Source organism: Pseudomonas sp. XP1, from assembly GCF_053557675.1.
Map to the genome: position 1 here is coordinate 1 of NZ_JBNRIJ010000051.1, position 20,515 is coordinate 20,515.

Here is a 20,515-nt window from a genome sequence, read left to right on the forward strand (position 1 = left end):
CCCACAGGTACAGCGCAGTTCTCAAGGGCGGTGCTGTACCTGTGGGAGCTGGCTTGCCGGCGATTGGGCCGGGCAAAGCAATACAAGGAGTGAGTAATGGTGCTGCGCAAAGCAGGCAGGGTGCTGGCATGCATGGCGGTGCTGGTTTCGCCGCTGGCCTTGGCGGCAGGCAAGTGCGAACGCCTGGTGGCGACCGGTAGCCCTGATGCGCCGCCCTATTCGTGGCAGGATCCGAACGACCCGAAACACCTGATCGGCGCCAATGTCGACCTGCTTCGCCAGGTGGCTGGCGAGCTGGGTGTGAAGGTGGAGGTGCTGAGCGCCGGCCGTCGTGACCAGGCGCTGGAAGAAGTACGTAGCGGGCGGATGGACCTGCTGCTCGATACCCCCATGCAGGTGGAGCAACTGACCGCTCTGGACTACATCCACCCACCCCTGCAGCTCAATGAATACCTGGTGTGGACGCGCCACGACGCGACACTGGCCTTCGAGGGCCCGGCTGACCTGGCCCAGTACCAGGGCAGTTTGTCCGAGCGCGCGCGGCTGACCCCGGCCTTTACCGCCTTCGCCAAGGCACAGCTGAAACTGGTGCCGGCACAGAACCTGACCCAGGCGTTCCAGAAGCTGGTGCTCGGCCAGGTGGATTATGTGCTCGCTGGCCGCTATTCGGGCATGGCCATGGCGCAGAGCCTGGGCATGAGCAATGACCTGATCGCCCGAGGCCTGCCGGTGGATCGGCCGGGCCTGTACCTGGCCGTGTCGCACAATTCGGCCTGCAATGACAGCTGGTTGCGTGGGCAATTGGCGAAAAAACTGACAGAATTGCCGATCTCCGGTGCGTCCGAGGCCGTGCTGCAACGTAATGTCGAGCGCTGGAAAGCGCAGCTGCAGGTGCCGACGGACGCCCCCAAACACTAGGAAGATTGCGTGAGAACCCAACCACTAATCCTTGCCCTGGCCGTGCTCGGCCTGGCTGGCTGCGCCAACGATCCGGCCCCTAACGAGCAGATGCGCATTTCCGAACAGGCACTGGAGCAGGCCAGGGCCGTCGGTGCCACCGAGCAGGTCGATGCGCTCAAGCTGGCTGAAGACAAGCTGGCCCGGGCCAAGACCAACATGCTCACTGAAGACTACCGCGATGCTCGTATGCGTGCCGAGCAGGCCGAGCTGGATGCGCGCCTGGCCGAGGCCCAGGTGCTGAACCAGAAGAGCGAAGAGCAATTGCAGCTGCTGCAGTCGCGGGTCAAGCGCCTGCGCAAGCAGCTGGAGGTGCAGCCATGATCCGTCGCATGCCGTTGGCCGCGCTGGCAGTGCTGGCGCTGGCGGCAGGTCTGCAAGGTTGCGCCAGCCAGCGCAGCAGCGCAGCGCTGGATGAAGCCACCGCAGCCTTCCAGAAGGTCAAGGATGATTCCAATGTGTTGCGCAGCGCACCGCGTGACGTGATTCGCGCAGGTGAGTCGCTGGCCCGCGCCGAGCGCCTGTCCAGCTACATCGGCACGGGTGCCGACGTTCGCCATTACGCATACCTGAGCCAGCGTTACAGCGAAATTGCCAGCGAGCATGCCAAGCTGGCGCTGAATCAGGAGCGCCAGGCCAAGCTCGACCTGGAGCGCCAGCGCCTGCAGCTGGCATTGCGCGAGGCCAAGCTGGCCAGTGTTCAGCAGCAGGGCAAGTGGGTCGAGTCGCAGATCGCCGCGCTGGCCTCGGAGCAGGCCGACCGTGGTCTGGTGATGACCTTGGGTGACGTGCTGTTCGACACCGGTCGCGCCGACCTGAAGAACTCGGCGAGCCGTACCGTGCTCAAGCTGGTGCAGTTCCTCCAGCTCAACCCGCGCCGGGTGGTGCGGATCGAAGGCTATACCGACAGCACAGGCCCGGCCGAGGACAACCTGAAGCTGTCTCGTGATCGCGCGCAGGCCGTAGCCGACATGCTGGTAGACCTGGGCATCGACGAGAAGCGCCTGCAGGTCGAGGGTTATGGCGACCAGTACCCGATCGAGGCCAACGCCTCGGAGCGGGGCAGGGCGCAGAACCGCCGCGTCGAAATCGTGTTCTCCGATGACAAGGGCAAGCTGGCGCCAGCACGCTGAATCATGTGAAAGGGGCTGCTTCGCAGCCCATCGCGGCAAGCCAGCCCCCACCTTGACGCATTGACCTCAAGCCCTGTGCATCACCTGTGGGAGCTGGCTTGCCTGCGATGGGCCGCAAAGCGGCCCCGCTTTTCGTCGGGCTACCCGGGCTTGATCGTTTCTATGGCTGTCACGCAACTGTATTGTTGACTATCCTGCGATCTGTCCCAGTACACTTTGCAACTGTTACGGTATCCTCTACCGTCAGTGAGCCACACAAGAACAACGAGCCCGTCCGCGCGTCGAGAGCCAGCCATGACCAACCTGCTGTTGTACCAGCGTATCGCCCAGCAACTGGCCGATGACATCCGTCGTGGTGTCTACCAGCCAGGCGAGCGGGTGCCCTCCGTGCGCAAGATGAGTGCCCAGCTCAATGTCAGCCACGCCACGGTGCTGCAGGCCTATGCCAATCTCGAGGACCAGGGGCTGATCCGTGCGCGGCCACAGTCCGGCTACTATGTGCACCAGACCCCGGCCCTGACCGCGCAGACCCCGGACATCGCCCGGGTGGAGCGCCCCGGGCTGGTCACCCGCGCCAGTATCATCCAGCAGGTACTGACCGAGGCTCGCCGTGATGGCGTGTTCCCGTTCGGCGCTGCTGTGCCGCATGTCGACTACCTGCCGGTCCGTGCATTGCACCAGCAGATTGCGAAGGTCACGCGCTTCCACAGCCCGCGTGCCTTCAGCTACATGTTCAGCCCCGGTTTCGAGCCGCTGCGCCGGCAGATCGCCATCCGCATGCGTGATGCCGGTGTTCTGGTCGACCCGCGTGAAGTGATCGTGACCCATGGCTGTGTCGACGCGCTGCAGATGTCGCTGCGCGTGCTGACTCGCCCCGGCGACCTGATCGCCGCCGAATCGCCCACCTATTATGGGTTGCTGCAACTGGCCGACCTGCTGGGCCTGAAGGTGATCGAGATTCCCAGCGACCCGTCCACCGGCATCAGCCTCGAGGCGCTGCAATTGGCGGCCAACCAGTGGTCGATCAAGGCCCTGGTCCTGACCGCTCGCCTCAGCAACCCGCTGGGTGGCACTGTCCCGGAAGAGCGGCAGAAGCAGTTGCTGCGCCTGGCGTCGGATTTCGATATCCAGATCGTCGAGGATGACATCTATGGCGAGCTGATGTTCGAGCAGGGCAAGACCAAGGCGCTAAAGGCATTCGACCGGCTGGACCGGGTGATCTATTGTTCGAGCTTTTCCAAAACCCTGTCCCCCGGCGTGCGCGTTGGCTGGATGATCGCCGGGCGCTATCAGGACGAAATCCAGCGCCTGCAAACCTTCACCACTCACTCGGCCTGCAGCGTGACGCAAATGGGTGTGGCAGCCTACCTGGAGAATGGCGGCTACGACCGGCACCTGCGTTACATCCGCCAGGAGTACCGCAAGAACCTCAGTGCCTACCAGCTGGCGGTGCAGCAGCACTTCCCCGAGGGTACCCAGATGACCCGGCCGACGGGCGGTTTCATCCTGTGGGTGAGCCTGCCGGGGCGGGTCAATACCCAGGAGCTGCATGTCCGCGCGCTGGAGCAGGGCATAAGTATTGCGCCGGGGCTGATCTTCAGTAACACCGAGCAGTTCAACCACTGCATACGCCTCAATTGCGGTATACCCTGGAACAAGGAAGCGGAGCGCGCGGTGATCACTCTCGGGTTGCTGGCCCAGCAATTGTGTCGAGAGCCAGCGGCGCTTCTGTAGGCTTGCCACGCGCCCGTGGAACAGGGAGCATAGGTACTTTTCCTGCCAGTCTGTCCATTTGCCATGAATGCTTTGCGCCGTTTTGCCTTGATCTTGTGCCTTGTATCGCTCTGCAGCCTGGCCGGTGTCGCCCAGGCTGCGCAACCGGCAGGCCAGGCGCAGGCGGCCAAACCGGTGCAGAAAGCCAAGCCGGTGCAGAAGGCTGCAGCCAGGCCTGCGCACAAACAGGCGGCAAAAAAAGCCGTTAAGAGAAACGCCAGGCCCGCACGCAAGCCGGTGAGCAAGGAGGTTGCCCGGCCGCTACCCAAGGCAAGGCTCGACCTCAGCCTGCCGGCCGATATGGTCGATAACCTTGAGCCGAATGTGGGCAGCCCCTCGCCGATACAGCGACGCAAACCTTTGCTGCCACCCATGTTCACTGAAAAGCCGGAGGCTAGCGACAGCCCGTTCCAGCTCAATGGCCGGTTGATCAGCAACGAAATGCAGCTGCAGCTGCGTAACGACAGCCGTCGCGACGTGGAAGGGGCGGCCATCGATTTCGAGTACCGCCAGTAGCAGGTGAACTGACTGCCGGGTCACGGCAGATTTCATCATGCCAGCAATTTCAAACGCCTGTTTGAGCGGTTACTATCCAGGGACGTTCGTCCCGTTTTGTTCCAGGGAGTCCTGATTTTGGTGAATAGCCATGAATTGCCGTGAGGGTTGTGGTGCCTGCTGCATCGCCCCGTCCATCACCTCTGCGATGCCGCGCATGCCCAATGGCAAGCCGGCTGGCGAGCGTTGCCTGCACCTGACTGTCGACAACCTCTGCGACCTGTTCGGTAAACCCGAGCGGCCGGCAGTGTGTGGCGGTTTCAAGGCGGATGTCGAGGTGTGCGGCAATGACCGTGACGAGGCCATCAGGATTCTTGGTTGGTGGGAGCAGATGACGGCGGCGTGACAGGCTGGATCTTCGACAACAAGGATAAACATGATGAGATCGTTCAAGCGTATTGCTCTGCTGTGTGGCATGGGTGTTCTGCTGTCGCCTGCGGCCTGGGCCGAAAACTGGCAGGTGGCCAAGGACGAGGAGGGGATCAAGGTTTCCCTCAGTGAAGTGGCCGGTTCCAAGTACAAGGCCTATCAAGGCGTCACCGTGATCAAGGCGCCGCTGGCCAAGGTGCAGGCGTTGCAGGAGGACGTGGTCGGGGCTTGTGCATGGATTCACGAATGCAAGTCGCAGAAGCTGCTCAAGCATGAGGGTGACCAGAGCTGGACCTACACCCAGTTCAACACGCCATGGCCGGTGACGCCGCGGGACTCGGTATTGCATGTGACCACGGTCAAGGGGGCTGATGGCAGCCTGGTGCGCAACCTGAAGGAAGAGCCGACCTACGTCCCGGAAGAGAAGGGCTTTGTGCGGGTGGCGAAGGTCGAAGGCTTCTGGAAGCTGGTGCCCAAGGGTGACAGCACGGAAGTGACCTATCAGGTGCACACCGAGCCGGGTGGTAGCGTGCCGGCGATGGTGGCCAACAAGTTCGTGGTGGATGCACCGTTCAATACCCTGAAAGGGTTGCGGGAGCGGGCTGAGAAAAACTGAGGCATTGTGTCGGCTTTGTGAGGTGGCGGCCCTGGTGGGGGCTGCTTCTTGTGGGAGCGGCCTTGCGTCGCGAAAGGGCTGCGCAGCAGCCCCGGCAATTTTGCGGTAAGCCTAAGATCCCCGGGGCCGCTCCGCGCCCCTTTCGCGACACAAGGCCGCTCCCACAAAACCGCATTGCGTCGAGCAGAAATAAAAAAGGCTGCCCGAGGGCAGCCTTTTTGCGTTCGGCTATGGAAGCTTACTTGCGGTCCTGCAGCGCAACGATGTCGCGCTTCTGCTCGCCGGTGTACAGCTGGCGTGGGCGGCCGATCTTGTACGGGCTGGAGAGCATTTCTTTCCAGTGCGAGATCCAGCCCACGGTACGTGCCAGGGCGAAGATCACGGTGAACATGCTGGTTGGAATGCCGATCGCCTTGAGGATGATCCCCGAGTAGAAGTCGACGTTCGGGTACAGCGAGCGCTCGATGAAGTACGGATCGGTCAGGGCGATCTCTTCCAGGCGCATGGCCAGTTCCAGCTGTGGGTCGTTCTTGATGCCCAGCTCGCGCAGTACTTCGTCGCAGGTCTGCTTCATCACGGTGGCGCGCGGGTCGCGGTTCTTGTACACGCGGTGACCGAAGCCCATGAGCTTGAACGGGTCGTTCTTGTCCTTGGCCTTGGCGATGAACTTGTCGATGTTTGAAACGTCGCCGATTTCATCGAGCATGGTCAGTACTGCTTCGTTCGCACCGCCGTGGGCCGGGCCCCACAGTGCGGCGATACCGGCGGCGATACAGGCGAACGGGTTGGCACCCGACGAGCCGGCCAGGCGAACGGTGGAAGTGGAGGCGTTCTGCTCGTGGTCGGCGTGGAGGATGAAGATCCGGTCCATCGCCTTGGCCAGCACCGGGCTGATCGGTTTGATCTCGCACGGGGTGTTGAACATCATGTGCAGGAAGTTTTCCGCGTACGACAGGTCGTTGCGCGGGTACATCATCGGCTGGCCCATGGAGTACTTGTAAACCATCGCGGCCAGGGTCGGCATCTTGGCGACCAGGCGCACCGCGGAAATTTCGCGGTGTTGCGGGTTATTGATGTCCAGGGAGTCGTGATAGAACGCCGACAGGGCGCCGACCACGCCGCACATCACCGCCATCGGGTGGGCATCGCGGCGGAAGCCGTTGAAGAAGGACTTCAGCTGCTCGTGAACCATGGTGTGGTTCTTCACGGTGCTGACGAACTGGGCCTTCTGCTCGGCGTTCGGCAGTTCGCCGTTGAGCAGCAGGTAGCATGTTTCGAGGTAGTCGGACTGTTCGGCGAGCTGCTCGATCGGGTAGCCGCGGTGCAGCAGGATACCTTTGTCGCCGTCAATGTAGGTGATCTTCGACTCGCACGAGGCAGTCGCCATGAAACCAGGGTCGAAGGTGAAGTGACCAGTGGCCCCCAACCCGCGGACGTCGATTACATCAGGACCAACGGTGCCGGTTAAAATGGGCAGCTCGACGGGGGCAGCGCCCTCGATGACCAACTGCGCTTTTTTGTCAGCCATGTGGCCTCCTATTAATGCTTGAAATCATCAGACAGACCCCCCACGCAGGGCCCGCACCACTATAGAGGGATAAATTCAGATGTCAATTTGCCTAAAGGCTTGTTGAAACAGGCATTGAGGCCTGATTTTTCGCGAAATTCTCGCCCATTTACGCCTTTTGTGCGTTAAAGGCAATGCGCTATTTGGGCTACCCCGTCACGTTGTCATAAGCAGCCTAACTGTCTATACTCGCAACCCGACCGCCAGGGGCTTGCAAGCCCGAACTGCTGGGGGTCGCCGTTCCCTGGGTGGTGGGTACCTGACCAGTACACTTACCAACAACTTTGCCCTGATTCGCTAGGGGCTCTTCAGTGTGAAAAAAGCCGTGAAAAGCCAACGACCTGTAAACCTAGACCTAAGGACCATCAAGCTCCCCGTCACTGCGTACACGTCCATCCTGCATCGTATCTCCGGCGTCATCCTGTTCCTCGGCCTTGCCATCATGCTTTATGCACTGGGCAAGTCGCTGGGTTCCGAGGAAGGCTTTGGTGAGGTGAAGGCGTGTCTGACCAGCCCGCTGGCCAAATTCGTGACCTGGGGCCTGCTATCCGCCCTGCTTTATCACCTCGTGGCAGGTGTACGTCACCTGATCATGGACATGGGCATCGGTGAGACGCTGGAAGGCGGCAAGCTGGGCTCGAAAATCGTGATCGTCATCTCCGTGGTGCTGATCGTTCTGGTGGGAGTTTGGGTATGGTAACCAATGTCACGAACCTGTCGCGTTCGGGCCTCTATGACTGGATGGCGCAGCGCGTTTCTGCGGTCGTTCTCGCGGCTTACTTCCTCTTCCTGATCGGCTACGTGGTCGCCCACCCAGGCATCGACTACACCCAGTGGCATGGTCTGTTCTCCAACAACGCGATGCGGATCTTCAGTCTGCTGGCCCTCGTTGCCCTGGGCGCTCACGCCTGGGTCGGCATGTGGACCATTGCGACCGACTACCTGACGCCAATGTCGTTCGGCAAGTCGGCAACTGCGATTCGTTTCCTGTTCCAGGCGGTATGCGGCGTTGCGATGTTCGCTTACTTCGTCTGGGGTGTGCAGATTCTCTGGGGTATCTGATCCATGGCTAGCATTCCAACCATTTCCTTCGACGCCATCATCATCGGTGGCGGCGGTGCCGGCATGCGCGCAGCGCTGCAGCTGGCTCAAGGCGGCCACAAGACTGCCGTGGTCACCAAGGTCTTCCCGACCCGCTCGCACACTGTATCCGCCCAGGGCGGCATCACCTGCGCCATCGCTTCGGCCGACCCGAACGACGACTGGCGCTGGCACATGTACGATACCGTCAAGGGCTCCGACTACATCGGTGACCAGGACGCTATCGAATACATGTGTCAGGAAGGCCCGGCTGCGGTCTTCGAACTGGACCACATGGGCCTGCCGTTCTCGCGTACCGAAACCGGTCGTATCTACCAGCGTCCGTTCGGTGGCCAGTCCAAGGACTTCGGCAAGGGTGGCCAGGCTGCCCGTACCTGCGCCGCTTCCGACCGTACCGGTCACGCGCTGCTGCACACCCTGTATCAGGGCAACCTGAAAGCCGGCACCACCTTCCTCAACGAGTACTACGCAGTTGACCTGGTGAAGAACCAGGACGGCGCATTCGTTGGCGTGATCGCGATCTGCATCGAAACCGGCGAAACCCTGTACATCAAGTCCAAGGCCACCGTGCTGGCCACTGGCGGTGCCGGCCGTATCTACGCCTCCACCACCAACGCCCTGATCAACACCGGTGACGGCGTGGGCATGGCCCTGCGTGCCGGCGTGCCGGTGCAGGACATCGAAATGTGGCAGTTCCACCCGACCGGCATCGCCGGCGCCGGTGTACTGGTCACCGAAGGTTGCCGCGGTGAGGGTGGCTACCTGATCAACGCCCACGGCGAGCGCTTCATGGAGCGTTACGCGCCGAACGCGAAAGACCTGGCCGGCCGCGACGTGGTCGCCCGTTCCATGGTCAAGGAAATCATCGCCGGCAACGGCGTGGGCCCGAACAAGGACCACGTGCTGCTGAAGCTGGACCACCTGGGCGAGGAAGTGCTGCACAGCCGCCTGCCAGGTATCTGTGAACTGTCCAAGACCTTCGCCCACGTCGACCCTGTGGTCGCACCGGTACCGGTCATCCCGACCTGCCACTACATGATGGGCGGTGTTGCCACCAACATTCATGGCCAGGCCATCACCATGGACGCCGAAGGCAACGACCAGATCATCCCTGGCCTGTTTGCCGTAGGTGAAGTGGCATGCGTATCGGTACACGGTGCCAACCGCCTGGGCGGCAACTCGCTGCTGGACCTGGTGGTGTTCGGCCGTGCTGCCGGTCTGCACCTGGAGAAGGCGCTGACCGAAGGCGTGGAATACCGCGACGCCAGCGACACCGACGTCGATGTTGCCCTGAACCGCCTGAACAAGCTGAACGAGCGCACCACTGGTGAAGACGTTGCCAGCCTGAAGCGCGAGCTGCAGAGCTGCATGCAGAACTACTTCGGTGTATTCCGCACTGGCGAATACATGCAGAAGGGTATCGAGCAACTGGCCGGTCTGCGTGACCGTATCGCCAACGTCAAGATCAACGACAAGTCCCAGGCCTTCAACACCGCGCGTATCGAGGCGCTGGAGCTGCAGAACCTGCTGGAAGTCGCCGAAGCTACCGCCATCGCGGCAGAGGCCCGTAAAGAGTCCCGCGGCGCTCACGCCCGTGAAGACTACGAAGACCGTGACGACGAAAACTGGCTGTGCCACACCCTGTACTACCCGGGTGAGAAGCGCGTCGCCAAGCGTGGCGTCAACTTTGCGCCGAAGACTGTTCCAGCCTTCGAACCAAAAGTCCGGACTTACTAAGGGTGGCCGCTATGTTGCAAGTCGAAGTTTATCGTTACAACCCGGACACCGATTCGGCGCCGAAAATGCAGACCTTCCAGGTCGATACCGGCGGCAAGGATCTGATGGTGCTGGACGTGCTGGCACTGATCAAGGAGCAGGACGAAGGTTTCTCCTATCGTCGCTCGTGCCGTGAAGGCGTTTGCGGTTCCGATGGCATGAACATCAACGGCAAGAACGGCCTGGCCTGTATCACCCCGCTGTCGGCGGTGGTGAAGGGCAACAAGCTGATTCTGCGCCCGCTGCCGGGCCTGCCGGTCATTCGTGACCTGGTCGTCGACATGAGCATCTTCTACAAGCAGTACGAGAAGGTGAAGCCGTTCCTGCAGAACGACACTCCGGCACCGGCCATCGAGCGCCTGCAGTCGCCGGAAGATCGCGACAAGCTGGACGGCCTGTACGAGTGCATCCTGTGCGCTTGCTGCTCGACTTCCTGCCCGTCGTTCTGGTGGAACCCGGACAAGTTCCTGGGCCCGGCCGCGCTGCTGCAGGCCTATCGCTTCCTGGCCGACAGCCGTGACACCAAGACCCAGGAGCGCCTGGCGTCCCTGGATGACCCGTTCAGCGTATTCCGCTGCCGCGGGATCATGAACTGCGTCAACGTTTGCCCGAAAGGTCTGAACCCGACCAAGGCAATCGGTCACGTACGTAACATGCTGCTGCAAAGCGGCACCTGATACAAAGTGTTGTACCTGCAGTAAGCCGAGGTGCGGGTGGTGAGCCCGCACTGAGGTAAAACCCGAACAAGGGCCCACAAAGCCCGCGTTCATTACCTATGAAGATATGAGACCAGCAGGGGCTTTCCGGGCTGGTACCCGGAAAATCAGCAGGATCCAAGTGGCGTGGTTCAGTCGCTGTATTCGGACTTTTCCAGGTTTGCTGTGGCTCTCGCCGATCAGTCCCCTAACCGAGGGTGACCAAGCATGCAAGAAAGCGTGATGCAGCGCATGTGGGAAAGCGCCCACCTTTCAGGTGGTAACGCTGCATATGTGGAAGAGCTTTATGAGCTCTACCTGCACGACCCTAACGCTGTGCCAGAAGAGTGGCGCACCTACTTCCAGAAGTTGCCCGCCGACGGCAGCACCGCTACCGATGTATCGCACTCGACAATCCGCGACCATTTCGTACTGCTGGCAAAGAACCAGCGCCGCGCCCAACCGGTATCCGCCGGGAGCGTGAGCAGTGAACACGAGAAGAAGCAGGTTGAAGTTCTGCGACTGATCCAGGCCTATCGTATGCGCGGCCATCAGGCTGCCAAGCTCGACCCGTTGGGGTTGTGGCAGCGTCCTGCGCCTGTAGACCTGTCGATCAATCACTACGGCTTGACCAATGCCGATCTTGATACGACCTTCCGTGCCGGCGACCTGTTCATCGGCAAAGAGGAGGCGAGCCTACGCGAGATCTTCGAGGCGCTCCAGAAGACATATTGTCGCACCATCGGCGCCGAGTTCACCCACATCGTCGATTCCGAGCAGCGCAGCTGGTTCCAGCAACGCCTGGAAAGCGTGCGCGGCCGTCCGGAGTTTTCCGCTGACGTGCAGGCCCACCTGCTTGAGCGCGTGACCGCTGGTGAAGGCCTTGAGAAGTACCTGGGCACCAAGTACCCAGGCACCAAGCGTTTCGGTCTCGAGGGCGGCGAGAGCCTGATCCCGATGCTGGACGAGATGATCCAGCGTTCCGGTTCCTACGGCACCAAGGAAGTCGTGATCGGCATGGCCCACCGTGGCCGCCTGAACGTTCTGGTCAACACCTTCGGCAAGAACCCGCGCGAGCTGTTCGACGAGTTCGAAGGCAAGAAGATGAACGAGCTGGGCTCCGGTGACGTGAAGTATCACCAGGGCTTCTCCTCGAACGTGATGACCCCGGGTGGCGAAGTGCACCTGGCCATGGCGTTCAACCCGTCCCACCTGGAAATCGTCTCGCCAGTGGTCGAGGGTTCGGTGCGCGCCCGTCAGGACCGCCGCAACGACACCGTTGGCGACAAGGTACTGCCGATCTCGATCCACGGCGACGCAGCATTCGCCGGCCAGGGCGTGGTCATGGAAACCTTCCAGATGTCGCAGACCCGCGGTTTCAAGACCGGCGGTACCGTGCACATCGTGATCAACAACCAGGTTGGTTTCACCATCAGCAACCCGCTGGACGCGCGCTCCACCGAGTACGCCACCGACGTTGCCAAGATGATCCAGGCGCCGATCCTGCACGTGAACGGCGACGACCCGGAAGCCGTGCTGTTCGTGACCCAGCTGGCCATCGACTACCGCATGCAGTTCAAGCGTGACGTGGTCATCGACCTGGTCTGCTACCGCCGTCGCGGCCACAACGAGGCCGACGAGCCGAACGGCACTCAGCCTTTGATGTACCAGCAGATCAGCAAGCAGCGCACCACGCGTGAACTGTACGCCGAGGCATTGATCCAGGCCGGTCGCATCGATGCCGAGCGCGCCCAGGCCAAGATCGACGAGTACCGCAACGCGCTGGACAATGGCCTGCACGTGGTGAAGAGCCTGGTCAAGGAGCCGAACCGCGAGCTGTTCGTCGACTGGCGTCCGTATCTGGGCCATGCCTGGACCGCGCGTCACGACACCCGCTTCGACCTCAAGACCCTGCAGGAACTGTCGGCCAAGCTGCTGGAACTGCCGGAAGGCTTCGTCGTTCAGCGCCAGGTCGCCAAGATCTACGAAGACCGCCAGAAGATGCAGGCCGGTGGCTTGCCGATCAACTGGGGTTACGCAGAGACCATGGCTTACGCCACTCTGCAGTTCGAAGGTCACCCGATCCGCATGACCGGCCAGGACATCGGCCGTGGCACCTTCTCGCACCGTCACGCGGTGCTGCACAACCAGAAGGACGCCAGCACCTACGTACCACTGAAGAACCTGTTCCCGGGCCAGCCTAGGTTCGAGCTGTACGACTCCTTCCTGTCGGAAGAAGCGGTACTGGCATTCGAATACGGCTACTCGACCACCACGCCAAACGCGCTGGTGATCTGGGAAGCCCAGTTCGGTGACTTCGCCAACGGTGCGCAAGTGGTGATCGACCAGTTCATCACCAGCGGCGAGCACAAGTGGGGCCGCCTGTGCGGTCTGACCATGCTGCTGCCACACGGTTATGAAGGGCAGGGCCCGGAGCACTCCTCCGCGCGCCTGGAGCGTTACCTGCAGCTGTGCGCCGAGCACAACATCCAGGTTTGCGTACCGACCACCCCGGCCCAGATCTACCACCTGCTGCGTCGCCAGGTCATCCGTCCGCTGCGCAAGCCTCTGATCGTGCTGACGCCGAAGTCGCTGCTGCGCCACAAGCTGGCCATCTCCACCCTGGAAGACCTGGCAGAAGGTTCGTTCCAGACCGTGATCCCGGAAATCGACAGCCTCGATCCGGCCAAGGTCGAACGCCTGGTCCTGTGCGGCGGCAAGGTTTACTACGACCTGCTGGAAAAACGCCGTGCCGAAGGCCGCGAAGACATCGCCATCGTGCGTATCGAGCAGCTGTATCCGTTCCCTGAGGACGACCTGGTGGAAATCCTGGCGCCGTACACCAACCTCAAGCATGCGGTCTGGTGTCAGGAAGAGCCGATGAACCAGGGCGCCTGGTACAGCAGTCAGCACCACATGCGCCGTATCCTGGGCCGCCACAACAAGGCACTGGTCCTGGAATACGCCGGTCGCGACGCGTCTGCCGCGCCTGCTTGTGGTTACGCCTCGATGCACGCCGAACAGCAGGAAAAACTGCTGCAAGACGCGTTCACTGTCTAACGCCTTCGCGCACCTGAAACCGAATTTAAGGAAACACAGATAATGGCTATCGAGATCAAAGCCCCAACCTTCCCGGAATCGGTTGCCGATGGCACCGTTGCCACCTGGCACAAGCAGCCGGGCGATGCCGTCAAGCGTGACGAGCTGATCGTCGACATCGAGACCGACAAGGTCGTCCTGGAAGTGCTGGCCACCGCCGACGGCGTGCTGGGCGCCATCGTCAAGGGCGAGGGCGACACCGTCCTGTCCGACGAAGTGCTGGGTTCGATCGTTGAAGGCGGTGCTGCCGCCGCTGCGCCAGCTGCCGCTCCGGCCGCTGCTGCCCCGGCTGCCGCTGCTGCGGACGCTGGCGAAGAAGACCCGGTTGCCGCCCCGGCCGCGCGCAAGCTGGCTGAAGAGAACGGCATCGACCTGGCTACCGTTGCCGGCACCGGCAAAGGTGGTCGCATCACCAAGGAAGACGTCGTCGCTGCCGTCGCCAACAAGAAGTCGGCGCCAGCTGCAGCTGCCAAGCCTGCTGCCGCTGCCGCTACCGCCCCGGTTGTCGTTGCCGCTGGCGACCGCACCGAGAAGCGTGTGCCGATGACCCGCCTGCGCGCCAAGATCGCCGAGCGTCTGGTCGAAGCCCAGTCGAGCATGGCCATGCTGACCACCTTCAACGAAGTCGACATGACCGAGGTCATGGCCCTGCGTTCGAAGTACAAGGACCTGTTCGAGAAGACCCACAACGGCGTACGCCTGGGCTTCATGTCGTTCTTCGTCAAGGCCGCCACCGAAGCCCTGAAGCGCTTCCCGGCTGTCAACGCCTCGATCGACGGCAACGACATCGTCTACCACGGCTACGCCGACGTCGGCGTTGCCGTGTCCAGCGACCGTGGCCTGGTGGTGCCGGTACTGCGTAACGCCGAGTCGATGAGCCTGGCGGAAATCGAGAACGGCATCGCCACCTTCGGCAAAAAAGCCCGTGACGGCAAGCTGGCCATCGAAGAGATGACCGGCGGCACTTTCACCATCACCAACGGTGGTACCTTCGGTTCGATGATGTCGACCCCGATCGTCAACCCGCCGCAGGCCGCCATTCTCGGCATGCACAACATCATCCAGCGCCCGATGGCCATCAATGGCCAGGTAGTGATTCGCCCGATGATGTACCTGGCGCTGTCGTACGATCACCGCCTGATCGACGGCAAGGAAGCGGTAACCTTCCTGGTCACCATCAAGAACCTGCTGGAAGATCCGTCTCGCCTGCTGCTGGACATCTAACCCTCTGGCTGCGTACCGTGCCGGCCCTGGCTTCGCAGGAAGCCATGCCGCGCGGTTCGCGGCTTGTAGCTTGTAGCTGATAAGGAATCTTTTATGACCCAGAAATTCGACGTAGTGGTGATTGGTGCAGGTCCTGGCGGCTATGTGGCTGCCATCAAGGCCGCACAACTTGGTCTGAAGACTGCCTGTATCGAGAAGTACACCGACGCCGAGGGCAAACTGGCTCTGGGCGGCACCTGCCTGAACGTAGGTTGCATCCCTTCCAAGGCGCTGCTGGACAGCTCCTGGAAGTACAAGGAAGCCAAAGAGAGCTTCAACGTCCACGGTATCTCCACTGGCGAAGTGAAGATGGACGTCGCCGCGATGGTTGGCCGCAAGGCTGGCATCGTCAAGAACCTGACCGGTGGCGTTGCCACCTTGTTCAAGGCCAATGGCGTCACTTCGATCCAGGGCCATGGCAAGCTGCTGGCCGGCAAGAAAGTCGAAGTCACCAAGGCTGACGGCACCACCGAAGTCATCGAAGCCGAGAACGTGATCCTGGCTTCCGGCTCGCGCCCGATCGACATTCCGCCGGCTCCGGTCGACCAGAACGTCATCGTCGACTCCACCGGCGCCCTGGAATTCCAGGCCGTGCCGAAGCGCCTGGGCGTTATCGGTGCTGGCGTGATCGGCCTGGAGCTGGGTTCGGTATGGGCTCGCCTGGGTGCTGAAGTCACCGTCCTGGAAGCCCTGGACACCTTCCTGATGGCTGCCGACACCGCCGTGTCGAAAGAAGCCCAGAAGACCCTGACCAAGCAAGGCCTGGACATCAAGCTGGGCGCGCGCGTTACCGGCTCGAAAGTCAATGGCAACGAAGTCGAAGTGACCTACACCGACGCCAACGGCGAGCAGAAGATCACCTTCGACAAGCTGATCGTCGCGGTCGGCCGTCGCCCGGTGACCACCGACCTGCTGGCTGCCGATAGCGGCGTGACCATCGACGAGCGTGGCTACATCTTCGTCGACGACTACTGCGCTACCAGCGTGCCAGGCGTGTACGCCATCGGTGACGTGGTACGCGGCATGATGCTGGCCCACAAGGCCTCGGAAGAGGGCATCATGGTGGTCGAGCGCATCAAGGGCCACAAGGCCCAGATGAACTACGACCTGATCCCTTCGGTCATCTACACCCACCCGGAAATCGCGTGGGTCGGCAAGACCGAACAGGCCTTGAAGGCCGAAGGCGTTGAGGTTAACGTGGGCACCTTCCCGTTCGCGGCCAGCGGCCGTGCGATGGCCGCCAACGACACCGGTGGTTTCGTCAAGGTCATCGCCGATGCCAAGACCGACCGCGTCCTGGGTGTACACGTGATTGGCCCATCGGCTGCCGAACTGGTGCAGCAGGGCGCAATCGCTATGGAATTCGGCACCAGTGCCGAGGATCTGGGCATGATGGTCTTCAGCCATCCGACCCTGTCCGAAGCGTTGCATGAAGCAGCGCTGGCAGTGAATGGCGGCGCCATTCACGTGGCCAACCGTAAGAAGCGTTAATTATAAGAAACCACGGCGGGCTGCCCGTCGTGAGTCTTGCGTGCATGACTCACCGCGGAAAGTCCGCCGGACCGGATCACACGGGAAAACCCGGGGTCAACGGTCACAGGTGGTGCGGCGCCAGTGATGGCGCAGCGCCGAAGCGCAGTACCTAACGAAGACGGTAAAAAGCATGAATCTTCACGAGTATCAGGGTAAGCAGCTGTTCGCTGAATACGGCCTGCCAGTTTCCAAGGGTTTCGCTGTCGATACCCCTGAGCAAGCTGCAGAAGCCTGCGACAAGATCGGCGGGAACGAGTGGGTGGTAAAAGCCCAGGTTCACGCGGGTGGTCGCGGTAAGGCGGGTGGCGTCAAGCTGGTTCGCAGCAAAGAAGACGCCAAGGCGTTCGCTGCACAGTGGTTGGGCAAGAATCTGGTTACCTACCAGACCGATGCCAACGGTCAACCCGTCTCCAAGATTCTGGTCGAATCCTGCACTGACATCGCCAAAGAGCTGTACCTGGGCGCTGTAGTCGATCGTTCGAGCCGCCGTATCGTGTTCATGGCTTCCACCGAAGGTGGCGTGGACATCGAGAAAGTCGCTCACGAAACGCCTGAGAAGATCCTCAAGGCCACCATCGACCCGCTGGTCGGCGCTCAGCCGTTCCAGGGTCGCGAGCTGGCATTCCAGCTGGGCCTGGAAGGCAAGCAAGTTCAACAGTTCGCCAAGATCTTCGTTGGTCTGGCCAAGCTGTTCAAGGATCACGACCTGGCCCTGCTGGAAGTGAACCCGCTGGTGATCAAGGCCGACGGCGACCTGCACTGCCTCGATGCCAAGATCAACATCGACGCCAACGCCATGTACCGTCAGCCTAAGCTGAAAACCTTCCACGACCCGTCGCAGGACGACGCCCGTGAAGCCCACGCTGCCAAGTTCGAACTGAACTACGTTGCCCTCGAAGGCAACATCGGCTGCATGGTCAACGGTGCCGGCCTGGCCATGGGTACCATGGACATCGTCAACCTGCACGGCGGCAAGCCGGCCAACTTCCTCGACGTTGGCGGCGGTGCTACCAAAGAGCGCGTTACCGAAGCGTTCAAGATCATTCTGTCCGACAGCAATGTCGCGGCCGTTCTGGTCAACATCTTCGGCGGCATCGTTCGCTGCGACATGATTGCCGAAGGCATCATCGGTGCAGTGAAAGAAGTCGGCGTGAAAGTTCCGGTCGTCGTTCGCCTTGAAGGCAACAACGCCGAACTGGGCGCTAAAGTACTGGCAGAAAGCGGTTTGAACATCATTGCGGCAACCAGCCTGACCGACGCTGCTCAACAAGTTGTCAAAGCTGCGGAGGGCAAGTAATGAGCGTCCTGATCAATAAAGACACCAAAGTCATCTGCCAGGGCTTCACCGGCTCGCAGGGCACTTTCCACTCCGAACAGGCCATCGCCTACGGCACCAAGATGGTCGGCGGCGTAACCCCAGGCAAGGGTGGCACCACCCACCTGGGCCTGCCAGTGTTCAACACTGTGAAAGAAGCTGTGGAAGCTACCGGCGCTGACGCTTCGGTCATCTACGTTCCGGCTCCTTTCTGCAAGGACTCGATCCTGGAAGCAGCCTTCGGCGGTATCAAGCTGATCGTGTGCATCACCGAAGGCATTCCTACCCTGGACATGCTGGATGCCAAGGTCAAGTGCGACGAACTGGGCGTGACCCTGATCGGCCCGAACTGCCCAGGTGTCATCACCCCGGGCGAGTGCAAGATCGGCATCATGCCAGGTCACATCCACCTGCCAGGCAAGGTTGGTATCGTTTCGCGTTCCGGCACCCTGACCTACGAAGCTGTGAAGCAGACCACCGACGCCGGCTTCGGCCAGTCGACCTGCGTCGGCATCGGCGGTGACCCGATCCCGGGCTCCAACTTCATCGACATCCTGAAGCTGTTCCAGGAAGACCCGAAGACCGAAGCGATCGTCATGATCGGCGAGATCGGCGGTTCGGCTGAAGAAGAAGCTGCGGCCTACATCAAGGCCAACGTCACCAAGCCTGTCGTTTCCTACATCGCTGGTGTTACCGCACCTGCGGGCAAGCGCATGGGCCACGCTGGCGCCATCATTTCCGGCGGCAAGGGCACTGCGGACGAGAAGTTCGCCGCCCTGCAGGACGCTGGCGTGAAAACCGTGCGTTCCCTGGCTGACATCGGCAAGGCTCTGGCCGAGCTGACTGGCTGGGAAGTCAAGAAGTAATACTGCTACACCCCCCACGCGCACAGAGGCCACCTTCGGGTGGCCTTTGTCGTTTCCGGGGTTTGGGTATTCCTGTGCCGGCCTCTTCGCGGGTACAGGCAACATGGATTTTTCGATGGGTTTGATAGGAATTTTCACGCAGACGAATGTTTAAATCCGAGGATAATTCTTGCTGTCCTCGGTCGCACAGACGACAAACATGTACGCACATCGGACAAGCAGCACTGTGCCAGTGCGTTTGACTGACAAAACAGTTACATTACGCGTTCACTCTGTGCCCGTACCCCAAAAGGGAACGACACGCTAAACGGGTCTGGCCTATCAAGCCGGGCAGCATTTCCCCTCATCCAAAGGGAAATCCCCTCTCGAATCCCGATTTCAGCAGTGTGGTACTACCTTAAATGAAAGTTCTTAAAGGCCAGGATATCCTGGCGCTTGGCTTTATGACGTTTGCGCTTTTCGTGGGCGCTGGCAACATCATCTTCCCGCCTATCGTCGGCCTGCAGTCTGGCCCGCATGTATGGATGGCGGCCCTGGGCTTCCTGGTTACCGCTGTGGGCCTGCCGGTCATCACCGTGGTTGCCCTGGCCAAGGTCGGCGGCGGCATGGATGCCCTGAGCAGCCCCATCGGCAAGTTCTTCGGTGGCCTGCTGGCAGCTGTGTGCTACCTGTCGGTCGGCCCGCTGTTCGCTACCCCGCGCACCGCGACCGTATCGTTCGAAGTGGGCGTTGCGCCGCTGACCGGTGAAAGCCCGTTGGCACTTTTCATCTACAGCCTGGTGTACTTCCTCGTGGTACTGGCTGTGTCCATGTACCCGGGCAAGCTGCTCGATACTGTGGGCCGCTTCCTGGCGCCGTTGAAGATCATCGCCCTGGCGGTGCTGGGCATCGCCGCCTTCGCGCTGCCTGCCGGCACCATTGGCGAAGCGCAGCCGGCCTATGCCGCCGCAGCGTTCTCCAAGGGCTTCTCCGATGGTTACCTGACCATGGACACCCTGGGTGCCCTGGTGTTCGGTATCGTCATCGTCAACGCCATCCGCTCGCGCGGTGTCGAGTCGCCGAAGCTGATCACCCGCTACGCCATCATCGCTGGCCTGATCGCCGGTGTCGGCCTGGCCCTGGTGTACATCAGCCTGTTCCGCCTGGGTGCAACCAGCCACGACATCGCGGCTGACGCCACCAACGGCGCGGCGGTACTGCATGCCTATGTGCAGCATACCTTCGGCTCTCTGGGCAGCGGCTTCCTTGCCGTGCTGATCGCGCTGGCCTGCCTGGTGACCGCGGTTGGCCTGACCTGCGCCTGCGCCGAATACTTCAGCCAGATCCTGCCGCTGTCCTACCGCGCACTGGTGGTTATCCTGGCGGGCTTCTCGCTGCTGATCTCCAACCTCGGCCTGACCAAGCTGATCATGTTCTCGATCCCGGTACTCACGGCGATCTACCCGCCGTGCATCGTGGTGGTAGGGCTCAGCTTCGTGAAGGACCTGTGGAACTCGCCAACCCGCATCCTGGCGCCAGTGATGCTGGTGTCGCTGCTGTTCGGCATGGTCGATGCGATCAAGGGCAGCAGCATTGCCCATGTGCTGCCGGACTTCATGGCCCACCTGCCGCTTGGCGACCAGGGCCTGGCCTGGCTGGTGCCTTCGGTAGTGACCCTGGTTGGCGCCGTGGCCTGCGACCGCATGCTTGGCAAGCCGCGCGAAGCGCTGGCCTGATAGTCGAAGCCTGAGGGCGGCACCGGCCACAAGCCGAAGGGTGCTCGCCAAGGGTGGAAACTCAAGAGCCCCGTATCCGAGAGGATGCGGGGCTTTTTGTTTGCCTGTACCGGCCTCTTCGCGAGCACGCCCGCTCCCACAGGTACAGCGCCAATTCTGAGGTTTGCGCTTGACCTGTGGGA

18 protein-coding genes are annotated in these 20,515 nt (G+C 61.6%); 17 read left to right on the forward strand and 1 reads right to left on the reverse strand.

Annotated features, from left to right (window positions below):
• Positions 1 to 96: 96 nt before the first annotated feature.
• The 7 genes from ACK1U9_RS24495 to ACK1U9_RS24525 all read left to right on the forward strand — a co-directional run bounded on the left by ACK1U9_RS24495 (position 97) and on the right by ACK1U9_RS24525 (position 5,403).
• A complete protein-coding gene (locus tag ACK1U9_RS24495; RefSeq protein WP_046615092.1) occupies positions 97 to 918 on the forward strand; it encodes a substrate-binding periplasmic protein in 822 nt (273 codons plus the stop codon).
• Positions 919 to 927: 9 nt separating this feature from the next.
• Complete coding sequence (locus ACK1U9_RS24500) at positions 928 to 1,281, forward strand: DUF4398 domain-containing protein (protein WP_046615093.1); 354 nt, start codon at positions 928 to 930, stop codon at positions 1,279 to 1,281.
• The gene (locus ACK1U9_RS24505) at positions 1,278 to 2,090 is read left to right on the forward strand and encodes an OmpA family protein (RefSeq protein WP_046615094.1); all 813 of its coding nucleotides are present in this window, start codon (positions 1,278 to 1,280) and stop codon (positions 2,088 to 2,090) included. The genes ACK1U9_RS24500 and ACK1U9_RS24505 overlap by 4 nt, the downstream gene beginning before the upstream one ends.
• A gap of 294 nt (positions 2,091 to 2,384) precedes the next feature.
• On the forward strand, positions 2,385 to 3,824 hold the full coding sequence (locus ACK1U9_RS24510) for an aminotransferase-like domain-containing protein (protein ID WP_046615095.1): 1,440 nt from the start codon (positions 2,385 to 2,387) through the stop codon (positions 3,822 to 3,824).
• A 63-nt stretch (positions 3,825 to 3,887) separates the two neighbouring features.
• Positions 3,888 to 4,379 carry a hypothetical protein gene (locus ACK1U9_RS24515; protein ID WP_046615096.1) on the forward strand — a complete coding sequence of 164 codons (492 nt, stop codon included), beginning with the start codon at positions 3,888 to 3,890 and terminating at the stop codon, positions 4,377 to 4,379.
• Between the two features lie 130 nt (positions 4,380 to 4,509).
• Positions 4,510 to 4,764 (forward strand): YkgJ family cysteine cluster protein, encoded by a 255-nt coding sequence (locus ACK1U9_RS24520; RefSeq protein ID WP_046615097.1) that lies wholly within the window; start codon positions 4,510 to 4,512, stop codon positions 4,762 to 4,764.
• A 33-nt stretch (positions 4,765 to 4,797) separates the two neighbouring features.
• The gene (locus ACK1U9_RS24525; RefSeq protein WP_075045846.1) at positions 4,798 to 5,403 is read left to right on the forward strand and encodes an START domain-containing protein; all 606 of its coding nucleotides are present in this window, start codon (positions 4,798 to 4,800) and stop codon (positions 5,401 to 5,403) included.
• A gap of 238 nt (positions 5,404 to 5,641) precedes the next feature.
• Here the strand turns inward: ACK1U9_RS24525 and gltA are convergent, their stop codons facing one another.
• Positions 5,642 to 6,931: a citrate synthase gene (gltA, locus tag ACK1U9_RS24530; RefSeq protein ID WP_016711651.1), complete on the reverse strand. Its 1,290-nt coding sequence runs from the start codon at positions 6,929 to 6,931 to the stop codon at positions 5,642 to 5,644.
• A gap of 352 nt (positions 6,932 to 7,283) precedes the next feature.
• Here gltA and sdhC point away from each other — a divergent pair, with 352 nt between their 5' ends.
• The 10 genes from sdhC (at position 7,284) to brnQ (ending at position 20,333) form a co-directional block, all read left to right on the forward strand.
• On the forward strand, positions 7,284 to 7,670 hold the full coding sequence (gene sdhC, locus ACK1U9_RS24535; protein ID WP_012315350.1) for a succinate dehydrogenase, cytochrome b556 subunit: 387 nt from the start codon (positions 7,284 to 7,286) through the stop codon (positions 7,668 to 7,670).
• Positions 7,664 to 8,032: a succinate dehydrogenase, hydrophobic membrane anchor protein gene (sdhD, locus tag ACK1U9_RS24540; RefSeq protein ID WP_003254214.1), complete on the forward strand. Its 369-nt coding sequence runs from the start codon at positions 7,664 to 7,666 to the stop codon at positions 8,030 to 8,032. The genes sdhC and sdhD overlap by 7 nt, the downstream gene beginning before the upstream one ends.
• Positions 8,033 to 8,035: 3 nt before the next feature.
• Positions 8,036 to 9,808 (forward strand): succinate dehydrogenase flavoprotein subunit, encoded by a 1,773-nt coding sequence (gene sdhA / locus ACK1U9_RS24545; RefSeq protein ID WP_046615099.1) that lies wholly within the window; start codon positions 8,036 to 8,038, stop codon positions 9,806 to 9,808.
• 11 nt (positions 9,809 to 9,819) lie between these two features.
• A complete protein-coding gene (locus ACK1U9_RS24550) occupies positions 9,820 to 10,524 on the forward strand; it encodes a succinate dehydrogenase iron-sulfur subunit (protein ID WP_011534752.1) in 705 nt (234 codons plus the stop codon).
• Positions 10,525 to 10,770: 246 nt separating this feature from the next.
• Entirely contained in the window at positions 10,771 to 13,602 is a 2,832-nt protein-coding gene (locus tag ACK1U9_RS24555; protein ID WP_046615100.1) for a 2-oxoglutarate dehydrogenase E1 component, read from the forward strand.
• A 42-nt stretch (positions 13,603 to 13,644) separates the two neighbouring features.
• Positions 13,645 to 14,865 (forward strand): 2-oxoglutarate dehydrogenase complex dihydrolipoyllysine-residue succinyltransferase, encoded by a 1,221-nt coding sequence (gene odhB, locus ACK1U9_RS24560; RefSeq protein WP_085601275.1) that lies wholly within the window; start codon positions 13,645 to 13,647, stop codon positions 14,863 to 14,865.
• A gap of 93 nt (positions 14,866 to 14,958) precedes the next feature.
• A complete protein-coding gene (gene lpdA / locus ACK1U9_RS24565) occupies positions 14,959 to 16,395 on the forward strand; it encodes a dihydrolipoyl dehydrogenase (protein ID WP_013973439.1) in 1,437 nt (478 codons plus the stop codon).
• 172 nt (positions 16,396 to 16,567) lie between these two features.
• Positions 16,568 to 17,734 (forward strand): ADP-forming succinate--CoA ligase subunit beta, encoded by a 1,167-nt coding sequence (gene sucC / locus ACK1U9_RS24570; RefSeq protein ID WP_003254205.1) that lies wholly within the window; start codon positions 16,568 to 16,570, stop codon positions 17,732 to 17,734.
• Positions 17,734 to 18,618: a succinate--CoA ligase subunit alpha gene (gene sucD / locus ACK1U9_RS24575; RefSeq protein ID WP_004376004.1), complete on the forward strand. Its 885-nt coding sequence runs from the start codon at positions 17,734 to 17,736 to the stop codon at positions 18,616 to 18,618. The genes sucC and sucD overlap by 1 nt, the downstream gene beginning before the upstream one ends.
• A 401-nt stretch (positions 18,619 to 19,019) precedes the next feature.
• A complete protein-coding gene (gene brnQ / locus ACK1U9_RS24580) occupies positions 19,020 to 20,333 on the forward strand; it encodes a branched-chain amino acid transport system II carrier protein (RefSeq protein WP_046615102.1) in 1,314 nt (437 codons plus the stop codon).
• Positions 20,334 to 20,515: the final 182 nt, after the last annotated feature.

Excerpts from the sequence above, each read along its gene's own strand:
- ACK1U9_RS24510 (WP_046615095.1), top strand. The coding sequence starts at position 2,385 with ATGACCAACCTGCTGTTGTACCAGCGTATCGCCCAGCAACTGGCCGAT.
- lpdA (WP_013973439.1), top strand. The coding sequence starts at position 14,959 with ATGACCCAGAAATTCGACGTAGTGGTGATTGGTGCAGGTCCTGGCGGC.
- sucC (WP_003254205.1), top strand. The coding sequence starts at position 16,568 with ATGAATCTTCACGAGTATCAGGGTAAGCAGCTGTTCGCTGAATACGGC.
- sucD (WP_004376004.1), top strand. The coding sequence starts at position 17,734 with ATGAGCGTCCTGATCAATAAAGACACCAAAGTCATCTGCCAGGGCTTC.
- odhB (WP_085601275.1), top strand. The coding sequence starts at position 13,645 with ATGGCTATCGAGATCAAAGCCCCAACCTTCCCGGAATCGGTTGCCGAT.
- sdhD (WP_003254214.1), top strand. The coding sequence starts at position 7,664 with ATGGTAACCAATGTCACGAACCTGTCGCGTTCGGGCCTCTATGACTGG.
- ACK1U9_RS24495 (WP_046615092.1), top strand. The coding sequence starts at position 97 with ATGGTGCTGCGCAAAGCAGGCAGGGTGCTGGCATGCATGGCGGTGCTG.
- ACK1U9_RS24550 (WP_011534752.1), top strand. The coding sequence starts at position 9,820 with ATGTTGCAAGTCGAAGTTTATCGTTACAACCCGGACACCGATTCGGCG.
- brnQ (WP_046615102.1), top strand. The coding sequence starts at position 19,020 with ATGAAAGTTCTTAAAGGCCAGGATATCCTGGCGCTTGGCTTTATGACG.
- ACK1U9_RS24525 (WP_075045846.1), top strand. The coding sequence starts at position 4,798 with ATGAGATCGTTCAAGCGTATTGCTCTGCTGTGTGGCATGGGTGTTCTG.
- gltA (WP_016711651.1), bottom strand. The coding sequence starts at position 6,931 with ATGGCTGACAAAAAAGCGCAGTTGGTCATCGAGGGCGCTGCCCCCGTC.
- ACK1U9_RS24555 (WP_046615100.1), top strand. The coding sequence starts at position 10,771 with ATGCAAGAAAGCGTGATGCAGCGCATGTGGGAAAGCGCCCACCTTTCA.
- ACK1U9_RS24520 (WP_046615097.1), top strand. The coding sequence starts at position 4,510 with ATGAATTGCCGTGAGGGTTGTGGTGCCTGCTGCATCGCCCCGTCCATC.
- sdhA (WP_046615099.1), top strand. The coding sequence starts at position 8,036 with ATGGCTAGCATTCCAACCATTTCCTTCGACGCCATCATCATCGGTGGC.
- ACK1U9_RS24515 (WP_046615096.1), top strand. The coding sequence starts at position 3,888 with ATGAATGCTTTGCGCCGTTTTGCCTTGATCTTGTGCCTTGTATCGCTC.
- ACK1U9_RS24505 (WP_046615094.1), top strand. The coding sequence starts at position 1,278 with ATGATCCGTCGCATGCCGTTGGCCGCGCTGGCAGTGCTGGCGCTGGCG.